Origin of the sequence: Methylacidiphilum sp. Yel (assembly GCF_004421185.1) — a bacterium.
In the GTDB taxonomy this organism is placed as follows: Bacteria; Verrucomicrobiota; Verrucomicrobiia; order Methylacidiphilales; family Methylacidiphilaceae; genus Methylacidiphilum.
This window is the reverse complement of the sequence record NZ_LXQB01000029.1, coordinates 31,467-54,258: the sequence shown is the minus strand read 5'-3', so window position 1 is coordinate 54,258 and position 22,792 is coordinate 31,467. Positions and strand designations below refer to the sequence as shown.

The window sequence follows — 22,792 nt, the reverse complement described above, 5'->3', positions numbered from 1 at the left end:
CCAAAAATTTCTCGGAGCCAACGGGGCTCGAACCCGCAACCCCTGCCGTGACAGGGCAGTGCTCTAACCAATTGAGCTATGGCTCCACTTTCAAAATTTAAATTATTCGTAGTTCTCTTAATAACCATTTGCCTTTTGGAAACGGCACCAATTGTCCAAAGGCGATTATGTGCGTGTTTAAGTTCAAATACTAGCTCCATGAGCGATAGCTTGCAAGCCAAAAAACCGGAGGAAGGCATAAAGCTTTACTTGCATTCCATTACTTGAGAGAAACGAGGATTTCGGTCCGCTTCCCTCTAGAAAAATTACAATATGATAGGAATTCCCTCATTAAGAAAACAAACTTGTGAGAGGATACCTTTTTTTTTCGCAGCCATGATCAGCCGATAGGCTGGTTCGTGGAGGGGTTCATAACTCATTCGATAAGTTCCAAAATGCATCGGGATCATTATCTTGCCTCTTAGTTCTTGAAAGGCTTGAAGAGCTTTTTCTGGATTAATATGCACGTCACGTCCTGAAGGTGGATCATAGGAACCAATAGGCATCAAAACAACTTCTGGGTGAAGTCGCTCACCAATTTCTGAAAATTTTTCAAAGTAAGCAGTATCTCCACAATGATAGACGGATCTTCCATCAAATTTGAGGCAATAGCCTCCATAGCCACGGTGGAAATCGGCCAAAACTCTTGCTCCCCAATGCTTTGCAGGGGTAAAAGTAATTTCGGTTCCATCTATTACTGTTTTTTCCCACCAATTCATTTCTAAAATTTTTTCAAATCCAATGCCTCTTACTAAGTTCTTTACTCCCTTGGGAACAATGATAGGCTGATTTTTAGCGATCATTTTCAAAGTCTTTTTATTTAAATGGTCAAAGTGCGCATGAGTAATAAGGACAAGGTCGATTGATGGAAGAGCATCCAAAGCAATTCCTGCCCTTTTGAGTCGCCTAATGATAAGCATCCAATTCGACCAATTTGGATCAATTAAAATGTTATGTTTATGGGTTTGCAAAAGAAAAGAGGCGTGTCCAACCCATGTCAAACAGATTTGTCCGGAATTTACTTTTGGGAATTGGGGTCTATGTTCGATTCCTTCTCGCTTTTTAAAAAAAGAAGACATGAGAACATTTAAAAAGAATCTTCTTTTTGTTTTACTAGGAATCGGTTCCATATTTTTCCCCATGACCCGCTTTACCAAAAACAGAAAAACGAGCCTTTAAATAATCAAAAAACCTTTTCTCTATACTTGTTTCTGACGAGGCTTTTTCTGTGAGGCAGGAGGGGGTGGGAGATGAATCCTATCAATGCGATATAAAATTCTTGCTTTTGTCAAATCATGAGGAGACATTTCTAACTTCACTCTATCCCCATAGGTGAGCCGGACAAAATTTTTCCTCATTTTTCCAGAAATGTGGGCTAAAACTTGATGTTTGTTGTCGAGTTCGACACGAAACATCGTCCCAGGGAGGATAGCGACAATCGTTCCTTCTAGCTCAATAGAATTTGTCGATGACATAGAGATAAGCTATCTACCATTTGCCTTTTTTTTTCCTGTAAGACTATTTTGTAAGAATAAATAAGATCTAGGCATCATGCCACTAAGCTTCTTAAGTATATCATTTTATTGGTTTTTTTGACATCGGCTAAACGTAGGCCTTGTCTTGAAACCAAATTACTAAAACAAGAAAATACTGTCAAGGAAATTACAAGGCAAAGCTATTAAGAGTTCTCATTTTTTAGCACAAGAATGTTCTTTGGTTCTTGTAAAGCAAAAATGTAATCTTTCAGAACATTAAGGGTTTCAAGCATCACAAAATCATTCTTGGGGGAGGTATTCAAACTATCATCGAATTTTTCATCCAAAATTTTTGTGTCCTCAAGAGAATTATCCGTGGCAGGATTTGTCTTCTCTATGGTATTTGTGATGATTTTTGGTTCTTTATGATTCTTTACTGACTCAATATCAAATTCGTATATTTTATCGTAGGAAGACTTCTGTTCAGCTCTTGCAGTTTCATAATTCTTTTTGAGCAAAGCAAATTCTTCTTTTTCTTTTCTCCTTTGAGCTTCGTTTAAGGAAACAAGCTTTTCAGACATTTTCTTCTTTAATACTTCAATTTCTGAATTCAAATGGATGAAATCAATACTAGAAGCAATTCGTTGTGCCGATCGGCGTTGAAGGACAGGTACAATGGTGGACAGACCGGTGTTTACTTTTTGAAAATTCATCGGATTGATCTGATCGGCTGGTAAGTAGTTTGGCAAAGAAGATTCACCGATTTCTAAATAATCTTCGAGGGAGGGGAAGACAATGTCTGAGGCCACACCATGCTGTTGAGTTGTCAATCCAGTGATTCGATAAAACTTTTGAACAGTCACTTTCAGTCTACCTGGATCCCCATGAAAATCCCATGGCATGAAATCAGACAACGAAATTAAAGTTTGAACGGTTCCTTTCCCATGAGATACTTGATCCCCAACGATGATCGCTCTCCCGTAGTCTTGTAAGGCAGCAGCAACAATCTCTGAAGCCGAAGCGCTAAACCGGCTAATAAGAACCACAAGTGGCCCTCCATAGCAATACCTATTTGAAGAAATAAGGAAAGGTTGGACTCGACCCCGGAAGTCTTTGACTTGCACAACAGGACCATCTTTGATAAACAGTGCCGTCATATTGACAGCTTCTTCCAGCATTCCTCCTCCATTTTTTCTAAGATCGAGCACAAGGCCAGAAATTTTCTCTTTCTCTAGTCTTTTTATTAAAAGGGCAACGTCATCGCTTGCATGTTCATAAAAACCGGGAAGCTGTATCACTCCCAGTCGCTCCATTTTACCATCCTTTTCGGTTTTTTCATACACAAATGCTTTGGCTCGCTGTTCATTCAGCTTCACTTCGTCTCGAACGAGGGTCACCGATTTTCTGACGGAATCATCTGGGCTATCTGCAGGGATCACGATCAGCGTAACCTTGGTCCCCTTTTCTCCTCTAATCATTTCAACAACTTTGTTAAGCTTCATGTCTACTACATCGACAGGCTCTCCTTTTTCCTGCTGCACGGCTACGATTCGATCGTTTGGTTTGAGTCTTTTATCCAGGTCTGCAGGACCTCCAGGAACGAGGCTAACGATTTTAGGATAACCCTCTTCGGATTTTAAAACGGCGCCAATTCCTGTTAAAGAAAGTTTGATGCTATTGATTTCAAAATTTTTTGCTTCGCTTGGGGATTGGTAATCTGAATGCGGGTCATAGGCATGGGTTAGGGCATTAAGATAGTAATCAAGAATTTCTTCGGAGTCGGCTTCACGCATTTCTTTGAGAAGCCTGGCGTATCTTTTTGATATGGTCTTTTTTGTTTGTTCGGGTTTTTCATTGGCCAGTTTGCCTTGTAGAAGCTCAAATTTTATTCTTTTTCTCCATAAATCCTTGGCTTCCTCTTCTGTTTTTGGCCAGGGCATTTTAGATCTATCTGTTTGATAATATTCATCTTTAGTAAAGTCATGAGGCATAGCCAAGAGCCCTTCGATTAAACTTTCTCTTTCAGTCAGTCTATGAATGTATTTAGAATAAATATCAAAGGCAGGGGTAAGATCCTCTTGGTAAAGGTAGTCGAAAAGTTTTTTCCCATATTTTTCATTGAATTCATCGATGTCAGATTGCAGAAAAACCATATGACTAAAATCGAGTGCATCCAAATAGTCTTTTAAAAAGACTTGTGATAATTTCTCATCAGCTGGCTTTTGCGAGAAATGCGCTTGTTGGAGAAGAGAAGCTACCGTTTTTGCCACCTTAGCACATTGGGACTCTGTAAGATCCCCATAGGCAGGAAGCTTATCGAATAGTCCCCAGAAAAGACAGGTTCCAAGAAAAAGAACTAAAAATTTAACTTTTGACTTCATAAATACTCTTCTCCAAAATAAGCCCTAATTTTTTCTGGAATCAACACCCGGCCGTCTTCTTTTTGATTGTTTTCTAAAATAGCCGCTACAAGCCTTGGAAGCGCTGTTCCAGATCCATTTAAAGTATGGCACAATATATTTTTGCCACTGGAGGATTTGTATCTTAAGTTCATTCTCCTAGCTTGAAAATTTTCCAAATTGCTCACCGAAGATATTTCAAGCCAGCTTTGAATACCAGCAGCCCAAACCTCTATATCATAGCATTTGGCTGCTCCAAAGCCCATGTCTTCAGAAGCCAGTAATACAACCCGATAACAAAGGTTCAAAGCTTGCAGCACCTTTTCAGCATGCTGGACCATTTCTTCTAAAGCACCATAGGAATCCTCCGGTTTGGTAATCTGCACCAGCTCGACTTTGTCGAATTGATGGAGCCGTAGTATCCCTCTTGTGTCTTTGCCTGCACTCCCCGCTTCTAACCGAAAACAAGGGGTATAGGCCACATAGCGTAAAGGCAGAGAGGATTCAGACAAAATTTCTTCTCTATGTAAGTTGGTTAAAGGGACTTCGCCAGTAGGAATTAGGTATAGGCCATCATTATTGATCGAATACATATCATTGGCAAATTTTGGCAGATGGCCTGTTCCCATCATACAGGCTTCTCTTACCAAATAAGGAGGCCACACTTCTTTATACCCGTGGTTTTGAGTATGCATTTCAAGCATGAAATCGATAAGAGCCCTTTGTAACTTGGCCCCTTTGCCTAAAAAAAGAGAAAAACCGCTCCCAGAGAGTTTTGCACTTCTTTCTAAGTCCAGTATTCCAAGTGCCTTGCCTAATTCCCAGTGCGTTTTCAAGGGGAAATTAGGTTGAGGTGGTTCTCCCCAAGTTCTTACGACTTGGTTGGCTTCAGTGCCACCGCATGGGACAGATTCATGGGGAAGGTTAGGTAGAGAAAGAAGCAGGGAATTGAGCTGGATTTCTAGATTGGCAAGCTCTTTTTCCTTCTCTTCAATTGTAGACCCAATTTCTTTTAGGGCTCCAAATTCCTCTTCGACTTTTTCTCCCTGCAGTTTTTTCAAGCCTATTGCTTTGCTTTGTTTGTTTCTTAAAGCGCGCCACTTTTCGATTTCAGTCTGTAAATTTCTTTTCTTAGAGTCGAGGGCATAAACCTCATCTAGGAGTGGCGCCAAGCCCTTGGCACGAGAGGAAAGCTTACGTTTAGTTTCTAATAGATTATGCCTAATGAGATTGATATCCAGCATGGGAATTTCTTACAAATCGTGCTAATGTCCCTATTTTATAAAATAAAACTAAAATATTATAATGGTTTCTTAGGATAAAATCGACTGTGAAAAAACAAATTTTTTAGTGCCTGAATAGTCCTTGCTTTTTAAAAATACTCTCAGAACTGTGGGGAAAAGCCAATTTTTTCCCTAACTCTGCAGATAGTAAATTACCAAATGCGGCCGCCGCCTGCCCCTTGCTTCAGCCATGGGGATAAGGCGGAATAGGATTTTTCCCGTTAGGGGTTACATTATACATCCATGTGTCTCATAACGGCTGAGTGGAGTACCAATCGAACAACAAGGACCAAAAGAATGTCTGAGAAGAATCGGAAAACAGGCGCCGCCGTTCGTCTGCGAGCTGCTGCTGCGGACAACTCTGGCGGACAAGCGCTAGCTTTCTATACGGCTCGAAATGGCAAGACAGATTGCAGGCGCCTTCTTGGAAGAGTCGCTCCGGGTGCTGGCTCTCAGACGCGAGAGTCGGGATAGGCAGCTGGTCAACCCCGAGCCACAAGCGGGGAAGCGCGCCCCGCTCAGCCGCGTGATCATCGACCGATTTGACTTCAAGCAGTCAGCTCTCGAGCGGTTTGCGATCGCCTGCCGACGCGGCTGTGCGACTGGCGATCACATCGGTCCACATGAGGCGCAGACTGTGGACAAGCAAGCCTTTCGCGCCGTCCAGAAGCACGCCGCCGGTCTGCGCCACATTTCCACTACAAGAACTCCATGTCCAAAAGCTGTAGGCTTCTCTCCCTTAAAAAGCCACCATTTGTTTAGGCCTATCTTTTTTGCTGCTTCAGGTAATATCTTCTCCAGTGATAGCGTTTAGAATTTTAAACTCTTCATAATTGATCCGGGGATCTGTTCTAAAATAGAGTTTTCCTTGCATTCTTCTTTCTAAGTCTACAAGCAGTTCTTCATCTTCAGATTTCAATCTATCCAGCACATCACTGTTTAAAATCACCCGTAGCTCTTTTACTTCAGGATGCAGCCTGATAACCCTATTAATGGCCCTTTGGATTTCAATGCTCATCGTTTCAGGTGATTTCACCATTCCTCTGCCATGACAATGCGGGCAGGGAATATAAAGGGAATGCCAAATGCTTTCTTGAACCCTTTGCCTTGTCATTTCCACAAGGCCAAAAGCGGAAATCGGCAGAAGGTTTATTTTTGCTCTATCCTTCCTAATACATTCTTTAAGCTGTTCAAAGACTAGATGCTGTTCTTTTCGAGATTTCATGTCGATGAAATCGATGACAACTAATCCTCCAATATTTCGGAGGCGAAGTTGCCTGGATATTTCTTTTGCAGCTTCGATGTTGGTCTTAAGAATAGTATTATCTTGATCTTTCCCCATTTTTGCTTTCCCTGTGTTCACATCTATGGCCACAAGAGCTTCGGTCTCATCAATGATGATATATCCCCCACTGGGCAGTTCTACCTTGCGCATAAAAGCAGTGTCGATTTGTCTTTCGATGTTTAATTTTTCAAAGAGCGGTATAGGTTCATTGTAATAGATGATTTTCCTTTGGGATCTCTTGGAAATAGCTGCGACAAGGTCTTTTATCCGCTTGACCTCCTGCTCATTGTCGACATAAATCTTTTCCACGTCATCTGTCAGGAAATCCCTAACCGTTCGTTCAATGAGATCTGGTTCCATATAAAGTAAGACGGGGGCAGGATATTCCTTCATTTTTCTTTCTATCTCATGCCATTTTTGGAGAAGAATAGCCAAATCCCTGATAAAATACCGTGTCTTTTGACCTTCTCCGACTGTTCTTATGATTAATCCCATGCCTTCTGGAATACGCAGTTCGTTTAAAATTTTTCTGAGTCGTACTCGCTCCTTGGGGTCTTCGATCTTCCTCGAAATGCCGAACTGTTCATTAAAAGGCATCAACACAAGGTATCTGCCTGCAAGGGTGATGTTCGTTGTGACTCGCGGTCCTTTTGTGCCGATGGGGCCTTTTGTGACTTGTACGACAACTTCAGAGCCTGGTGGATAAATATTGGGAATATCTTCAGCACGGATAGGACGGACTTTTGACTTTGTGCCTTTTCTTTCGAAAAGTTCTATGCCCACATCAAGAGCTGCAGGAATAGCATCCCAAAAATGCAAAAAGGCATTTTTCCCAATCCCAATATCAACAAAAAGGGCTTTAAGCCCTAGATCCACATTGTTTACTCTGCCTTTATAGATATTTGAAGCGATTTCCTTTTGGCTTCCTCTCTCAATGGCGAACTCTTCAAGAAGGCCATCTTCCAGTAAGGCCACACGCCTTTCAAGGGGCTCACAACTTATGGCAATTTCTTTGTTGGATCTTTTGCTTGAATGGCGTACTAGACGGCGAATGCGATCGAAAATCATGTTGAAACTCTCCATTTGTCTGACTCGATAGGCAAGATGAGTCAGGACAAGCTAAAGGTTGATAAAAAAAGGATTTGAGTGAACTAGGACTAAAGAATAGCAAAAAGAGAGAATAAAAAATAATTACTTTAAGTTGCGTCGAATCCATATACTTTCTACAAGACCAAGTCCTATTAAACAAATAATTAAAAAAGTTCCTCCATAACTGATAAAAGGCAAGGGGATTCCTGTAATGGGGACAACTTTTATTGTCATACCAATGTTAACAAAAATATGGGTAAAGAGCATAGCGGCTACCCCTCCGGCTACCAGCGATCCTACTAAATCTTTGGCATAAAAAGCGGCTCGCAAGCATAACAAAAGCATGATGCCTTCTCCTATTATAACAGCACTTCCTCCAACAAATCCCCATTCTTCCCCAATGACTGAAAATATAAAATCAGTATGAGCAATATTTTTAGGAAGGAAACCGAGCATGTTTTGTGTGCCTTTAAGGAACCCTTTGCCCGAAAAACTTCCCGATCCTATGGCAATCAAGGATTGATTGATTGTCCAACCAGAGCCTAGGGGATCTAGATTCGGATCAAAAAAAGTTCTGATCCGGTTCATTTGATACGGTTTTAACCCTGGAATATCCCATCCAAGATGCGAAACACCTATATAGGCGTATAAGAGAACGGCCAGGATCAATATTAAAGGAATGGCAAAATATCTTTTTTTTAGCCCACCTATAAATAGCTGGGCAAAAAGAATGGGAATGAAAACAGCTGCCGAACCAAGGGCAGGTTGTTTTAAAATGAGCACAAAAGGAATAACAACTACAAAACATAAAGTAAGAAAGGAAATTGTAGGCCTATGCTTGAATCTATCGAGCCAGAAGCTTCCAAAAAGGATAAAAGCCAGTTTGCACAATTCGGCAGGTTCTATGCCTATAGGCCCAAATCTAAGCCAGCTTTTGGCTCCATTGACTGTTTGGCCAATCAATAGCACAAGAACCAACAGAGGAATAGTTAACAAAAGAAGAATCCAACTCCATTTGACTAAAAAATGATAATCGGTAAACGCAACGATAAAAAAAATCACCAAACCTAACATAAGCCAGAGAAATTGAGAAAAGGGGGCATTGCGAAATTCAGCGCTAGAACTTGAATAGGTAGCACTATAGATGACGGCTATGCCGAAAAAAGACAGAGCCAGGACAATGAGAAACAAAAACCAATCGAATTTGAAAAACTTGTCAAAAAAGCCAAATTCTTTTTCTTTCTTCTTTGGAGAGTTTTCGTTACTGTAGGCAGCGTTTTCCATTGTCAATCATCATCATCGTTTTGTCCTGACTGATTGTCAGGCGGGGGTTTTGGCTGAGAAGAACCAGATTGCTCTTTGGTAAACTCGGTGAGCCCATTGAAATTGCCAATAGCTGGTTTCAAATAAGTTAACGTAGGATTATGTCCTTTTTCAATTTCAAATATGCCTTCAAGAATTTTTTTTGCAATAGGAGCGGCGGTAGCTCCCCCGCTGACCCCTCCTTCTACAAGAATACAGAAAGCATAACGTGGTGATTCATAAGGAGCAAAGCCTACAAACCAAGCTCGAGTGTCTTTGTAAAGTTTGCCGTTTAATTTTTTAGTCGCTTGGGCAGAACCGGTTTTTCCAGCTACTTTGATGGCTTCAATCTTCGCGTTGGCACCTGTGCCTTCTTCCACCACCCCAAGCATCGCCGATTTAATCGCTTCTAAATCTTGTGGATTGACGTCAAGCTGGGAGTGAACCCGTGAAGGCACTGCAATCTTAATTTCTCCTTTGTTATTAGAAACGCCTTGAACAATTCTTGGATAGAAAAGGGTTCCACCGTTGGCAATAGCGGCCACAAAAAGGGCCATCTGGAGTGGAGTCACTTGCAAGAAGCCTTGGCCAATAGAAACATTGGCGGTATGCGCGGTAGACCATCTTTCCATAGGATATTTCTGTTTCATCCACTCTGGACCAGGAACGATTCCTGGGGATTCCCCTGGCAAAGGAATGCCTGTAAGCTGTCCAAAGCCCGCTACATTAGCCATTTGTTCTATGTTTTGAATCCCTGTTCTTATACCCACTTGATAAAAAAAGGTATTACAGGAATAACGGATACCATCATAAAGAGTGATATTCCCCCGGCCGGTTTTCGTCCAGTCATGAAACAAATGCCCGCCGATATCTATTGCCGCGGGGGAATTGATAACCGTTTTAGGGGTAATAGCTCCAGATTTCAACGCAGCGAGGGCAATGAGAAGTTTGAAAGTAGAACCGGGAGGATAAGAAGAAATAGCTCTATTCACAAGAGGATTGGTAGGGTCGGTTGTTAGCTTTTGCCAGTTTTCTTGGGATATTTTTGGAATGAAGTCATTGGGATCAAAATTTGGGACAGAGCACATCGCTAGAATATCCCCAGTGTTGGGATCCACCACCACCGCAGCCCCTCTGCCGACAGAACGAAGTGCGGTCTCAACGATATACTGGATCCTCGTGTCTAGGCTTAAATACACGCAATCTCCTAATTGGGGGGGGATATAACTTTCTTCATTAACGATATAGCCGCGGTAATTAACTTTGAGGATCCTTCCTCCTGGTTTGCCCTGAAGCTGGCCATCCATATACCGTTCAATGCCCCATTTCCCCACCATATCCAGAGCGATCCCATCAGGGGATACCTTTTCTTTATCATCCGGAGCAGCGACATAGCCAATGACATGCGATGCTAAGGCCCCATAATTATAATACCTAATAGGTTTGACAGCGATATCTATGCCCGGAACTCCTAAGTTTTGTTCTTCAAATCGAGCGACTGTTGCATAATCTAAGTCTGTTCTTAATGAATATGGAACTGAAGGACTAGTAAAATAATGCCTTTGAAGTTCTTTGGGATCCAATTTTACGGCTAGACGCAGAGCTTTGAGAATGGGAGCTAAGTCTGTCATGACGATTTTGTAAATGTCTGGTTCTTTTCTAAGGACAACATTTCCTCCCATCATTCTTTGTACTTCAATCCTTGGCGTTTTCCCCTTGTGTCTTCTGGGAAAATCTCGGACAAGTTCGTCTAGATAAAGATCGATTTCAAACATCGCTCTATTTTCAGCCAGTCCTACGCCATTTTTATCCAAAATAGGTCCTCTGGCTCCTGCAAGACGTAGGGAGATAGTCGTTTGATTCCTTAGTTTAGAAGCATAGGCTTTGCCTTCGTAGATCTGTAAAATCCATAATCTGCTTAGAAGGATTCCCATAGCGACAATGACAACAAGAGCAAGCAAGGAAATCCGCAGTCGAACGGAATGGCGTATACCTGGAGGAGTACTTGTCATGGTAAGAGGCTAGTCAAAATTCTTTTCTAATTTTCTAAGTTAAATTACTATTTTTTTTAAAAAAAGAGGGAAAAAATTCTTCTTCTGGAAGGGGAATTTTAAGGAGAGCAAAGAGAAGGTCCATAAGTAAAAAGAGAGGAATCGATACCAAAGTGCTAAGAAAGGAAATCGAAACACATTTTGTCCAAGGTTCTAAAGACCAGTACCATTGATGGTTTTCCAATTCAAAAAGCAAGTAGCTTACCAGAGAATAAAAAAAGATCCCTACAGAGACATAGAGAGGAAACATCCAATAGTTTCCTATTTTTGCAAAAAGTGGCTTAAGGATACTCATAAATAGAAAAAGCAGAATAAGGCTAAGGGTAGTGGTCCCAAAAATACCAGGTATGAGGAGATCGGATAGCATTCCTGTATAGAGAGAAAAGCCAAAAGCATAAAAAAAGGGCATTCTAAGAGTAAAATAAATGACAAACAGAGCGCTTAGTTCAGCTTTAGCATAAAAGAAAGGGAGATCTGGCATAATCATTTGTCCGAAAATAGAAAGAAAACCGATGAAAAGAAAGAGAAGAAAGATTACAAGCATGCGAGTTTAAAATGACTGATTCAGTTTTTGCTATTCCCTTTTCCCAACGAGTATAACAAACATCTCGTTAAGTTGTGTGAGATCCACCCCGGTATCGAGGATGACCTCCCGGTAGAGTCCAAAATTATGAGAGGCATCGAGGGGTTCCAGCTGAATGACGCTTCCAATGTATAGGCCTGGAGGGAAAACACCGCCTAAGCCACTGGTTAAAACCCTTTCTCCAACTCCTACCTGACTATTCCTTGGGAGATAGATCATCCGAGAATATGGTTTATTTTCTCCGTTTGTCCCAGCCCCTACCACAAGCCCCTGATCTTTTGATACTTCTGTCATCGCCGAAATTTTACAATTCTCATTGGTCAGCAGGATGACTTCGGTGGTGTGCCTTGCCACAATACCAGTTTTCCCAACTACACCACGAGGAGTGACCACTGGCAAATCAGAATAAAGCTCGTTGTCGTCAGCCCAACCGACATCTATCAAAAGATCATTCCACCAATTGGTTGGATCCCGACTGATGACTCGACAGGCAAGAAGTCTATATCTAGAAGCATGGCGAAAGGAAAGCATTTCTTTCAATCTTTCGTTTTCCTGGCGTAAATGGGTCAGGTAGCTGTTTTCCATGGCTAGTTGCGCATTTTTGGCTTTCAGCTCTTTGAGTTCTAACTGGACTTGATCGAGTGTCTTGAGACTGGATGTATAGTCATCGATAGTCTTGACCGTTTTATCCCATATCCAAATCACAGGAGAAAATAGTTCCAATCCATATTTATGGATAGTTTGTTGCCATGGTTTGGGCAGAACCAATCCAATAAATACAAGAAAAAGAGCCCCTAAAAATATGAAGATCCCCGCCCGATGATAGGCTATTTTAGAAAAAGCATTTTGTTCTTTTTCCTCAAACAGGGAGGTGTCGTCTTTTTCTACGGTAGTTTTTCGCATTCGAAAAAAAGGAAGTTTCAAGGAGCCATTAGTAGTTAAATCATTGCCGATTTGGCAATTCTATGAAGATATTGATACTCTTCAAGTATTTTACCAGTCCCTTCTGCAACAGCGCTCAGCGGGTCTTCAGCGATATATACAGGCAGAGCGGTTTCTTCAGCTAAAAGCCTATCAATCCCTCGTAAAAGAGCCCCTCCTCCAGCAAGAACTATGCCGCGCTCCACCAGATCCGCAGATAGCTCAGGAGGACATCTTTCTAGAGTCACCCGTACCGATTCCACAATAACCGATATTGGATCCATCATAGCCTCTCTTACCTCTTGAGAAGTTATCGTTAATGTCTTTGGGAGACCTGCTACTAAATCCCTTCCTCTTACCTCCATTATTGTTTCTTTCTCTAAAGGATAAGCTGAACCGATTTTAATTTTGATTTCTTCAGCAGTTCTTTCTCCAATCATAAGATTGTAAGCTCTTCGCAAATAGTTGACAATGGCCTCATCCATTTCATCTCCGGCTACCCGAACACTTCGGCTATAAACAATTCCAGAAAGGGAGATGATCGCAACTTCTGTGGTTCCCCCTCCAATATCGATGATCATGTTGCCTGAAGCTTCATGTACGGGGAGTCCAACCCCAATGGCGGCAGCCATTGGCTCTTCAACCAAAAACACTTCCCGAGCCCCGGCATGCTTGGCAGACTCTTGAACAGCCCTTCTTTCTACTTCTGTAATACCGCTTGGAACAGCCACTACGACTCTTGGTCTGCGAAGATGAAAATGCGATTGTACTTTATGAATGAAGGCCTTGAGCATCGACTCAGTCAGATGGAAATCAGTAATGACTCCATCTTTTAGTGGCCGTACCGCCGTTATGTTCCCAGGCGTTCTGCCAAGCATTCTTTTGGCTTCTTCTCCAACCGCGAGGACATTTTTTGTCCCTTGATAGACCGCCACGACCGTTGGTTCCCTCATGACGATCCCTTTGCCACGGATATACACAAGGGTATTAGCGGTGCCTAAATCGATGCCAATGTCGTTACTGAAAAGAGAAGAAAAGGATCGAATAATTGAAAAAGTCTTTTGTTGGAAGCGTTTCCCTCCTTCCAATAAAAGAGGAGGATTTTTAGAAACCACTTCGGGAGATGGATGAATAGAATTCTGATTTAGATTCATTCAAAAAAAAGTTAGGTTAGTAAGATTTGCTATTAATAAGTGCGGGAATCCCTCTTAAAAAAAAGATATTTTGCTTACATACTATGTTCTTCATAACACCCTTAAAAAGAAAATTTACATTAATTTTCTCTGCATTTATTCTTACATTATTTTTTAGATGAATCAACCTTTCTTTCCAATTCAAAAACCTCTGATTGTTGTCGGAACCATATCTACCCACTATGGCGTGAAAGCTGCCTATTCGAATCATCTTCCCATTGATCTTATTGAGTACCGACTGGACTCCATTCTTCTAGAATTGGATTTCGCAGAAGGAATCATTGCATTGCAAAGATCCCTCCAAGAGCGTTCCCTACCTGTTTTGCTTACGATTAGATCTAAAAAAGAAGGGGGAATGCTTGAACTCTCTGATTGTGAAAGGAGCGAACTGTTTGAAAAATTTTTTCCTTATGTCGATTGTGTCGATTTGGAGTGGCAAGAATACTCAAAGCTCTCTACCATTTATTCGCTTTATAAAAATGGAGGGAAAAAAATTATCCTCTCCATTCATTCTTTGTCTGAGTTTATAGATTTGAACAAGCTCATTGCTTCTCTTCCAGACATAAAATTACTCGATCCTGATTTTGTAAAGGTTGCTGTAAGAATAGAGAACCTCAGGCAACTCAAGCAGTTGACTGAACTTTTCTTTTCTTTTCCTAAAATTCCGTGGTCTTTAATGGGTATTGGAGAATTTTCCCATCTTTCAAGAATTGTTTTATCAGCCTTAGGATCCCGACTTGTCTACGGCTATATTGATAAGCCTGCTGCCCTTGGGCAACCTTCCGTTTTAGATTTAAAAGAGAATTTTCAAAGATTAGGAATCATTGCTAAAAATCAATCCCTTCCTCAAGCCCTTTAGGCTGGTCTGCTTCGAGCAAGCAGAGCCCCTAGAAAATATCCTTCATTTTAAAAGGGAATCAATAGGAATGAAGCTTTCAGGAAGGACAACAATTTCTGTAAGAGAAAAAGCATTGACTGGAAAAGAAAAGAGAGACCACCATACTTTTCCTTCCTTTTGGATGGCTATCCATAGAAAATAGCGGCCTGGAGGAATTTTTGGATTTTGATCTAATCTTCTCCATTCAAAGTGGCCATCCTTACTGAGCGGAATTTTTTCTCTGATGCTATTGTTTGGTATTTTTTCTAGATCCTTCAAGAAACGCTCTTTTATTTTTCTTTCCGTCTCTTCGGCCTCTAAAAGTTCCCTCTCATTGTTAGCATATTCTTGTTCTAGGGGAGCAATCTCCAACTCGCTGTCCTTAATTCTGGATTGGAGACGGAGTATCTGTTCCCGCAATGCTTGAATCTTTGGTCCCACTTCAGATTGAATTTCTTTGGTCAATCTTTTTAGTTCTTCTCGTTTAGCCTCGTTTTCTTTTTCAAAATTATGCCATTTTTTAAGTTCCTCTTCGGCCCATAGGCGTTCTTTGGCAGGGTCTATTTCAGGGGGAGGATTATATAAGGCAAGGTTATAGGCATTCACCCAAGCTTCCGGAGAGCGTGCCTCCGCAGAGGAAATAGTAAAATTGATTCCCAATTGCTGAGCTCTTTGTTTGAAACGGTCCTCTAATTCGGCCAGTTTTTTATCATATTCTTGGTCGAGCAGTACCCCTTCGTTCTTCCAAAGATGATCGGCTTTTTCTTGGTACTCTTTAGCGACAATTTGAATTTCTGTTTCGGCTACATGCTCCTGCTGCTTTAATAGCCTAAGTCTTTCATTCAGTGCAGTGATGTCCGTTCTTGCTTTTTTTAGATTTTCCTTTTTGTTCTGGATGTCTTCCTGGCATGGGCCAATAGAGGTGAGGTAATTGTCTCGTAATGCTTTGATGTCTGCAGAAAAGTCATAAACAAGATAGATTTCATTGGGTAAGGTGATGTCTTTGACTGCTACCCATCCTTCGATCCGGGTTTCTCTCAAGGAATAATACGCCCCTATGCCAGCAGCCAAAATCCCAATATAGAGAAAGATCCGCAAAAGATAGCCAATCCACTTTCTTCGCGATGAAAAAGTGGATGGGGTGGTTATTTCCTTATTAGATTTGTCTGGGCTTAGAGGTTTTGAAGCGGCATATTTAGGAGGAGGATGAACTTTTCTTGTTTCCCGATCTAAGAGAAAATCAGGGGGGCTTTGTCTTTTATTGTCTGTTTCTTTGGGAAATTTAGGGAACGTCGAAGAAAAGCTAGAATGGTTAGTATGGGAAGGAAAAGAGATTTTTCCTCTTACAGAAGCCATTGAGGAAGCTGTAGTGGAAGCTTCAGTAGGAGGATGATTGCTAGGAGCAAAGCCTAGTTTTCTGGGAGGAGGATGTTTTTTATTTTGGATAGAGAGATGGGGAGGGAAAAGATTTCTCGGACCTACTTTTCTTGGAGAAAGGCCTTTAGATTGACTGCTAGCATCATTGAGTTTCCCCTTAGCTGGAGAACTGAAATAGTACCTATCCGCATTTTTAGGTAACTCTTCAAAATCCATAATATTTTGATGCTTCTTTTGAACAATTACACAGGATAGCTGCCTATCAAAATTATCCAGCCTTTATTGTCTGTAAATTTTTTCCATAAATATTCGATGCTTTCCTTGTCTGGTTCTTTTGCCGTTTTTTCACAAAGATAAAAAGAATTCTTCGGATTTTTAGCATCCACACTGCAGTAAAGAACTTTCCCTTTTTGACTCTCTACCCACAGAAAAGTTTCATGGGCTAACATGCCTCCAAGAAGAAAGACCGTATTTAGCGAATCGGCATTTTCTTTTGGAATCGCATGTTTTTGGAAAAAGAAATATAGGTTATCCACCGACTGAGAAGAGACAATAGGGGAAAGGTCGATTTCTCCCCCTAGCGAAAAAGAGGGAAAGAAGGAAACAAGAAAGGACCGATCTTCTTGGAGCTTTTTTAGTAGGAGATGGATCGAAATGACGATTATGTCTACCTCTGGTTCTTTCCCGTCCCTTGCTTGTGAATGGTGCATCGAAATGGGGACAAAAACACTACTCGAACCAAATCTAAATAGGGAAGCAAGGAGACAAGAAAGAAAATGGCTTTCTGGACAGCCAATTTTTAATCCTCCTTGCTGACTGCGTGAAGAAGAAAAGATTTCTCGGTAGATTCCTTCCAGATTATTATCCCGTAATGGCCCTCGGTTGATGGCTTTCAGATTTTTTAGATACCTATCTTCTCTATAGGTATCAAGAATAGGATATCCGCAGGACTTTTTTTTTTCTCCAATCTCCTGGGCAAGTTTCATCCGTAGATTCAGAAACTTCAGAATCCTATTGTCGATCTTTTCTAATTGAGTTCGGAAAATGTCTATGCCCATTGTATTCAATTAATTAATCGAGCAGTCCGACCGCACGTCTTGCTTTTGTTAATGTTTCTTGAGCAATCATCCTTGCTTTATAGGCCCCATCAGCAAGCACTTCCTCAACATAAGCTGGTTTTTCTTCTAGCTCTTTGTACCTTTCTCGAATCGGTTGAAAATAGGCAAGGAGTTTTTCAAGGAGCAACTTTTTATAATAGGCATATCCATACCCACCTTTTTCCATGCTTGCAATAAACTCCTGGTATTCTGATTCAGTGGCCACAAGCTTATAAAGAGCTACAAGGATGGATCCTTTGGTTGGCTTGGGAGATTCGATGGGGGTGGAATCTGTTTTGATGCTCATGACCCTTCGTTTAAATTCTTCAAGATCTCCAAAAATTTCAAGCGTGTTATTGTAAGACTTGGACATTTTCTGGCCGTCTATCCCAGGGATAGTAGCAACTTCTTCCTGTATGTCTGGCTCAGGGATGCGGAAGACCTCGCCAAAGGTATTGTTGAATTTTTTGGCTATGTCCCGGGCGATTTCGAGGTGCTGTTTTTGATCTTGTCCCACCGGAATGATTTCGGATTGATACAGTAGGATATCCGCTGTCATCAGCACCGGATAAGAAAAAAGAGCCACGGTGGGGGAAAGACCCTTGGCGACTTTATCTTTGAAACTGTGCGATCTTTCCAATAATCCAAAAGGGGTGATGGAAGAAAGGATCCAGGCAAGCTCGTGGACTTCTGGTATGGCGCTTTGCTTAAAAATTATAGACTTTGCCGGATCAATCCCACATGCTAAAAAGGCCATGGCTATTTTTCTAACATATTGGGAGAGGTGTTGGGGATCTTTGATCGACGTTAACGCATGATAGTCAGCTATAAAATAAAGAGTTTCGGCTTTGTCTTGCCATTCTATTGCCCTCTTAATCATTCCAAAATAATTTCCAATATGCAGAAAACCCGAGGGTTGAATTCCAGAAAGTACCCGTCTCATCATTGTTTCTTTGTTCTATTTAATTAGAAAAAAATTTAACTAGAAAATGAGATAAACCCTTTCCAAAAAATAAAAGCCATTTGCTTTTAGAGCCGACTATTATGATGGACCTTTTCTAAGAGCATTTTGAAATCTTCTTGACGATAAGCTAATTCCTGTTGAAGCCATTCTGGACTCATACAGAAAGCTCCCATAGATTCGACTTGCCGTTTTTCTTCAAGATCACTAGTCACGACCGTTACTTGCCTACGAGCCACCGATTCATTCACGTATTTTTCAATAAGCCCATCTGCACTCATGCCTTTGGGAGAAAAAACAACGATAAAATCATCTGAAAGGGGAGGAATAGCTACCGGTTCGGGACTTTTTCCATCAAAAACAAGGACAACTTGATAAATCTCTAAATAATGCAGTATAGAAAGCCTTTCGATCAGGAGCTCTCTAGCTTTTCTTAAGCTTTGCCTTTGAGCAACCTTAAGATCATTCCATGCATGAATCACATTGTACCCATCGATTACCAATAGGGGAAGAGAATTCCGTGAAGTGTTAGCCATTCAAATTTTCCCAGAAAGTTGAGGATTTAATAACCTCATTTTCTCCTTTTTTCGCTTATAATACCGTTTCCTTCTTTTCCTTTTTTCTATCTTATTCCATTGCTTGCTCATAGTGGTAGACAAAAAAAGTTTTTTCTTTTCTTTTTAGTCAATTGTAGACTATTCTATGCTTTCAAGTTTTCTTTGACAAGAAATCTTTAAAATTTGATTTATTAATTATTTTTATAAATATATATTCATAGTAAAAGTATTAGCAATAAAAAGAGAATCACGTCTTCTTTTGCCTCTTTTTTTTGTTAATGCAAAATTGAAAAAAGAACGATATCTAGTAAAAGTGTATTTTCAATAATCATCCTACCGCATTATGAATCAGTCCAAGAAATTTCATCCTTTTTTTATTTTCCTTTTTGGCTTTATGTTTGTTTTCTTTCTGAACGATTCGGCTAAATCCTTGAATTGGTTTTCTCAGAATAAGGAAACAAAACCAATCCCTTTTCAATTCCAGACGGATAACACACCCATTCAAAGGCAAAATACGGGTTTAATTTCAAGCTTTGCTCCCATTGTGAAAAAAGTGGCGCCGAGTGTAGTGGAGATTTTCACCACGCAAAAAGTCAAAGCTCCTGAGGGATGGATATTCCCTTTTTTTAATGACCCTTTTTTTAGAAGGTTTTTTGGTCCTCCTGATGGCGGAGAAGATCAAAATAATCCAAGAATTTTCCCTATGCCAAAGCCTAGGAAACAAACGGGCCTTGGTTCTGGGGTTATTGTTTCCCCTGAGGGCTATATCCTTACTAATAACCATGTGGTGGATGTGGCTGAAGAAATAAAGGTTTTAGTCGGGGAACAGAAAAAAGAATTTGCTGGCAAGATCATTGGGAAGGATCCTTTGACTGATATTGCTCTGGTGAAAATAGAAGCTTCTGGTTTGCCCTCCATTGTGTTTACCGACAGTGATTTAGTGGAAGTGGGGGATATTGTCCTGGCAATTGGCAATCCTTTTGCGCTGACTCAAACGGTTACTATGGGCATTGTGAGCGGTAAAGGCAGGAAAGATATTGGGATTGAAGAATATGAAGATTTTATTCAAACTGATGCTGCCATCAACCCAGGGAATTCTGGCGGAGCTTTGGTAGATATTCAGGGAAGGCTTGTGGGGATCAATACGGCCATTGTTAGTCCAGGTCGCGTTGGGAACTTGGGGATTGGTTTTGCTGTACCCTCGAACATGGCCCGATACGTAATGGATCAGATTGTAAAGAATGGTCGAGTGATTCGAGGATTTCTTGGGGTGACGATATCGGAAGTAACTCCTGATCTTGCACAAGCTTTTAAATTACCAGAAGCAACGGGAGCATTGGTAGAGCAGGTCAGTCCGGGGACTCCTGCGGATCAAGCTGGAATGAAGGCTGGGGACGTGATTCTAGAATATAATGGCCAAAAAGTCACCGACCCAAGATCCTTGAGATTGGCTGTATCCCAAACCCCTCCAGGATCTAAGGCTACCTTGAAAATTTGGCGTGATGGCAAAGAGAAGATTATACAAGCCGTACTCAAAGAAAGAACTCCAGAAGATGTTTCTGCAAATGTTCCCAAACAACAAGAAGAAAATTCAACGTTTTTACCAGGGGTAGAGATCGCTGATTTAAATAGAATGGTTAGACAGCAATTTGAAATTCCGCCTGATGTTCAGGGAGTCGTTATTGTATCGGTAGATCCAGAATCCCCGGCTGCCAAACCTGGGAGAAATTCGCTGCAGCCTGGAGATGTAATCTTAGAAGTACAGCATCGGCCGGTGCGGACAGTGCAAGAAGCATTGCAGGCCGTCAAAGGAACTTCTGGAAATGTGCTCCTGCGAGTTTGGTCAAAGGGAATTACTCATTTTGTAGTAGTCCCTAGGTCAAATAAATAGGCTAAAAGAGGCTATTTTTTATTGAAAAGCTCCTGTTTATGATCCTTGCAGATGTCGGCAATAGTGTCACCAAAATTGCATGGTGCCAAAACACTGAAATTAGCCTGCTGAGAAAAGTTCCCACTGCTCAACTGAGTTATAGTCTCCTTAGAGAAATTATTCAAAATTTCCCAAAGCAAGATTGCATTTTGTGTAGCGTAGTCCCCAAATGCAATGTGTATTTTGAAAATGTCTTTTTGGATAGAATCTATACCATCGATCCATCTCTGCCTTTAGGCATTGCAATCGATTATCCAAATCCCAAAGAAATTGGAGCGGACAGACTGGCTAATGCCATTGCCCTCGCTTCATTCTACGGCTATCCAGCAGTAGCCATCGATTTTGGAACGGCAACGACTTTCGATATTGTCAATCACAATGGGGCTTATTGTGGAGGGGTGATAGCTCCTGGCTTAAATTTGATGCGATCCTATCTTCATGAAAAGACAGCTCTATTGCCGGTTGTAGAATTGAAAGAGCCCTTAAGAGCTATTGCCCAATCGACAGAGGAGGCGATGCGGGTGGGTGCTGTCTTAGGCTATAGAGGCATGGTGCTGTATCTTATTGAAAAAATCAAAGAGGAGCTGGGATGCCCACTAAAAATTCCTGTGATCGCTACCGGTGGACAAGCGCATCTTATTTGTGGTCGGTTGAACATGGTTGATCAGATTGATAATTTCCTGACTCTTAAAGGAATTCGGATAATTGGAGAAAATTTGATAAAAAGACGCATGATCTCCGTAGATTTGGCATAAATATTCCTGCTTAAGGGTAATAAGGATGCTGCTATTTTTTCTCCCTGCTTTTTAAATACCACTGGCACCTCATGAGAAAACTCATCGGAGTGATTGATCAAGGGACCTCAGGGACTAAATTTTTTCTTTTTGATCAGCAAGGCCATGTTGTCCATTCTTCTTTTAAAGAACATCGCTGGTATTGTCCAAAGGAAGGATGGGTCGAACAGGATGCCCTTGAGATCTATCATAATACGCTGAGCTTGGTGGAAGAAGCATTTGCAGCAAAATCGCTTTGCCAGTCTGATCTTGTGGCCCTGGGCATTACCAATCAAAGAGAAACAACGGTTCTTTGGGAAAAAAAACTGGGATTCCCCTTGCCAATGCCATTAGTTGGCAAGACAGCCGGACAGCAGATCTTGTGAATGAATTTTCTAAAACCCCCGCGGGCCTCTACCGCTACCATAGGAAAACGGGCCTTCCACTGGCAACTTATTTTAGTGGAATGAAACTTTTATGGCTTCTTGAGCATGTCCCAGAAGCAAGAAAAAAAGCTTCCTCTGGCGATCTTCTCTTTGGTACCATCGATTCATTTTTACTTTGGAAATTCTCCGGTGGTCCTCATGGCGGTAAGCACCTGACCGATGTTACTAATGCCTCCCGAACCTTGCTTTTTAATATCCATACAATGCAATGGGATCAAGAAATCCTTGAAGAATTAACTATTCCTTCTGTATTGATGCCTGAAGTCGTTCCCAACGATGCTATCTTAGCTGAGGGGAAAATAGGTTGTTTGAAGGGAATTACCCTGGCGGGGCTTATTGGAGATCAGCAAGCAGCCCTGATCGGACAAAATTGTCTTCGGCTTGGAGAGGGAAAGTGCACGTATGGTACAGGAGCATTTTTGCTAGTGAATACAGCTTATCGCCCTATTTTCTCTGATGCTGGGTTAATCACAACCATCGGCTACAAGTTACGCAATGGAATCATAAGCTATGCGTTGGAGGGCAGCAGCGCCTCTGCTGGTTCAGCTGTGCATTGGTTGAAGCAGTTGTTGAAGTTGAAAGATGACCAAGAACTAGAAACTTTGGCTTTGGAAGCCTCTGATAATGGGGGCATTTACTTTGTTCCTGCTTTTTGTGGACTGTTTGCTCCATATTGGGATCCGTTTGCTAGAGCCGCATTCTTCGGTTTGACTTTAAAGACTCAAGCCTGTCATTTAGCCCGTGCAGTCTTAGAGGCAACTGCTTTTCAAGTTAGAGACCTTTTTGAGGGAATACAAAAGGCATGCGGCATGAAGATGCAAGAACTGAAAGTAGATGGGGGTATGGTAAAAAATGAACGGTTTATGCAGTTCCAAGCGGATATATTGAATAGAAAAATTTTGGCTCCTGAAAATAGTGAAACAACGGCAATGGGAGCGGCATTTATCACCGGCTTAGCAGGAGGCCTGTTTAATGATTTTGAGGAACTAGGTCAATGGTGGAAAAAAAAGAAAGAATGGCTACCGACACTATCTTCTTTGGAAAGACAAAAGGAGCTTCGTTATTGGAAAAAAGCCCTTCGTAAAGCCGCTAAATGGATTCAAAAGACTATAGGCTGATCTCTGCCATATATTTTTAAAGTAATAGGTGAAAAT

The 22,792-nt window shown here is 41.4% G+C and carries 19 protein-coding genes and 1 tRNA gene; 5 read left to right on the top strand and 15 right to left on the bottom strand.

The window, feature by feature from the left end:
* Positions 1-12 precede the first annotated feature (12 nt).
* The 11 genes from A7Q09_RS05410 to A7Q09_RS05360 form a co-directional block, all read right to left on the bottom strand.
* Positions 13-86, bottom strand: a tRNA-Asp gene (locus A7Q09_RS05410).
* Positions 87-305: 219 nt separating this feature from the next.
* A complete protein-coding gene (locus A7Q09_RS05405; RefSeq protein ID WP_244228549.1) occupies positions 306-1,169 on the bottom strand; it encodes an MBL fold metallo-hydrolase in 864 nt (287 codons plus the stop codon).
* A 69-nt stretch (positions 1,170-1,238) separates the two neighbouring features.
* Positions 1,239-1,514, bottom strand: a complete 276-nt coding sequence (gene infA, locus A7Q09_RS05400; protein WP_134390268.1) for a translation initiation factor IF-1 — start codon at positions 1,512-1,514, stop codon at positions 1,239-1,241.
* Between the two features lie 203 nt (positions 1,515-1,717).
* Complete coding sequence (locus A7Q09_RS05395; RefSeq protein WP_134390267.1) at positions 1,718-3,895, bottom strand: carboxy terminal-processing peptidase; 2,178 nt, start codon at positions 3,893-3,895, stop codon at positions 1,718-1,720.
* A complete protein-coding gene (serS, locus tag A7Q09_RS05390; protein ID WP_134390266.1) occupies positions 3,892-5,157 on the bottom strand; it encodes a serine--tRNA ligase in 1,266 nt (421 codons plus the stop codon). Before serS ends, A7Q09_RS05395 begins: the two co-directional genes overlap by 4 nt.
* Positions 5,158-5,977: 820 nt before the next feature.
* A complete protein-coding gene (locus A7Q09_RS05385; RefSeq protein WP_134390265.1) occupies positions 5,978-7,549 on the bottom strand; it encodes an Rne/Rng family ribonuclease in 1,572 nt (523 codons plus the stop codon).
* A gap of 123 nt (positions 7,550-7,672) precedes the next feature.
* On the bottom strand, positions 7,673-8,854 hold the full coding sequence (rodA, locus tag A7Q09_RS05380) for a rod shape-determining protein RodA (RefSeq protein ID WP_134390264.1): 1,182 nt from the start codon (positions 8,852-8,854) through the stop codon (positions 7,673-7,675).
* A gap of 2 nt (positions 8,855-8,856) precedes the next feature.
* Positions 8,857-10,884, bottom strand: a complete 2,028-nt coding sequence (gene mrdA / locus A7Q09_RS05375; protein ID WP_134390263.1) for a penicillin-binding protein 2 — start codon at positions 10,882-10,884, stop codon at positions 8,857-8,859.
* 34 nt (positions 10,885-10,918) lie between these two features.
* Positions 10,919-11,467 carry a hypothetical protein gene (locus A7Q09_RS05370; protein WP_134390262.1) on the bottom strand — a complete coding sequence of 183 codons (549 nt, stop codon included), beginning with the start codon at positions 11,465-11,467 and terminating at the stop codon, positions 10,919-10,921.
* 30 nt (positions 11,468-11,497) lie between these two features.
* Complete coding sequence (gene mreC, locus A7Q09_RS05365; protein WP_134390261.1) at positions 11,498-12,409, bottom strand: rod shape-determining protein MreC; 912 nt, start codon at positions 12,407-12,409, stop codon at positions 11,498-11,500.
* 35 nt (positions 12,410-12,444) lie between these two features.
* Positions 12,445-13,581: a rod shape-determining protein gene (locus A7Q09_RS05360; RefSeq protein WP_279636288.1), complete on the bottom strand. Its 1,137-nt coding sequence runs from the start codon at positions 13,579-13,581 to the stop codon at positions 12,445-12,447.
* A 157-nt stretch (positions 13,582-13,738) separates the two neighbouring features.
* Here A7Q09_RS05360 and A7Q09_RS05355 point away from each other — a divergent pair, with 157 nt between their 5' ends.
* Positions 13,739-14,479 (top strand): type I 3-dehydroquinate dehydratase, encoded by a 741-nt coding sequence (locus A7Q09_RS05355; protein WP_134390260.1) that lies wholly within the window; start codon positions 13,739-13,741, stop codon positions 14,477-14,479.
* A gap of 42 nt (positions 14,480-14,521) precedes the next feature.
* Here the strand turns inward: A7Q09_RS05355 and A7Q09_RS05350 are convergent, their stop codons facing one another.
* The 4 genes from A7Q09_RS05350 to A7Q09_RS05335 form a co-directional block, all read right to left on the bottom strand.
* A complete protein-coding gene (locus A7Q09_RS05350) occupies positions 14,522-16,090 on the bottom strand; it encodes a hypothetical protein (RefSeq protein WP_134390259.1) in 1,569 nt (522 codons plus the stop codon).
* 26 nt (positions 16,091-16,116) lie between these two features.
* Positions 16,117-16,932, bottom strand: a complete 816-nt coding sequence (locus A7Q09_RS05345; protein ID WP_134390258.1) for a chorismate mutase — start codon at positions 16,930-16,932, stop codon at positions 16,117-16,119.
* A 13-nt stretch (positions 16,933-16,945) separates the two neighbouring features.
* Positions 16,946-17,917, bottom strand: coding sequence for a tryptophan--tRNA ligase (gene trpS / locus A7Q09_RS05340; protein ID WP_134390257.1), 972 nt, complete (start codon positions 17,915-17,917; stop codon positions 16,946-16,948).
* A gap of 83 nt (positions 17,918-18,000) precedes the next feature.
* Positions 18,001-18,468, bottom strand: coding sequence for an NYN domain-containing protein (locus A7Q09_RS05335; protein WP_134390256.1), 468 nt, complete (start codon positions 18,466-18,468; stop codon positions 18,001-18,003).
* 364 nt (positions 18,469-18,832) lie between these two features.
* Here A7Q09_RS05335 and A7Q09_RS05330 point away from each other — a divergent pair, with 364 nt between their 5' ends.
* The 4 genes from A7Q09_RS05330 (at position 18,833) to A7Q09_RS05320 (ending at position 22,756) form a co-directional block, all read left to right on the top strand.
* Positions 18,833-20,380, top strand: a complete 1,548-nt coding sequence (locus A7Q09_RS05330; RefSeq protein WP_134390255.1) for a DegQ family serine endoprotease — start codon at positions 18,833-18,835, stop codon at positions 20,378-20,380.
* Positions 20,381-20,418: 38 nt separating this feature from the next.
* Complete coding sequence (locus A7Q09_RS05325; protein WP_134390254.1) at positions 20,419-21,174, top strand: type III pantothenate kinase; 756 nt, start codon at positions 20,419-20,421, stop codon at positions 21,172-21,174.
* A 71-nt stretch (positions 21,175-21,245) separates the two neighbouring features.
* Positions 21,246-21,578, top strand: a complete 333-nt coding sequence (locus tag A7Q09_RS10950; RefSeq protein ID WP_244228548.1) for an FGGY family carbohydrate kinase — start codon at positions 21,246-21,248, stop codon at positions 21,576-21,578.
* The gene (locus tag A7Q09_RS05320) at positions 21,575-22,756 is read left to right on the top strand and encodes an FGGY-family carbohydrate kinase (RefSeq protein WP_347877499.1); all 1,182 of its coding nucleotides are present in this window, start codon (positions 21,575-21,577) and stop codon (positions 22,754-22,756) included. Before A7Q09_RS10950 ends, A7Q09_RS05320 begins: the two co-directional genes overlap by 4 nt.
* The last annotated feature ends 36 nt before the right edge of the window (positions 22,757-22,792 follow it).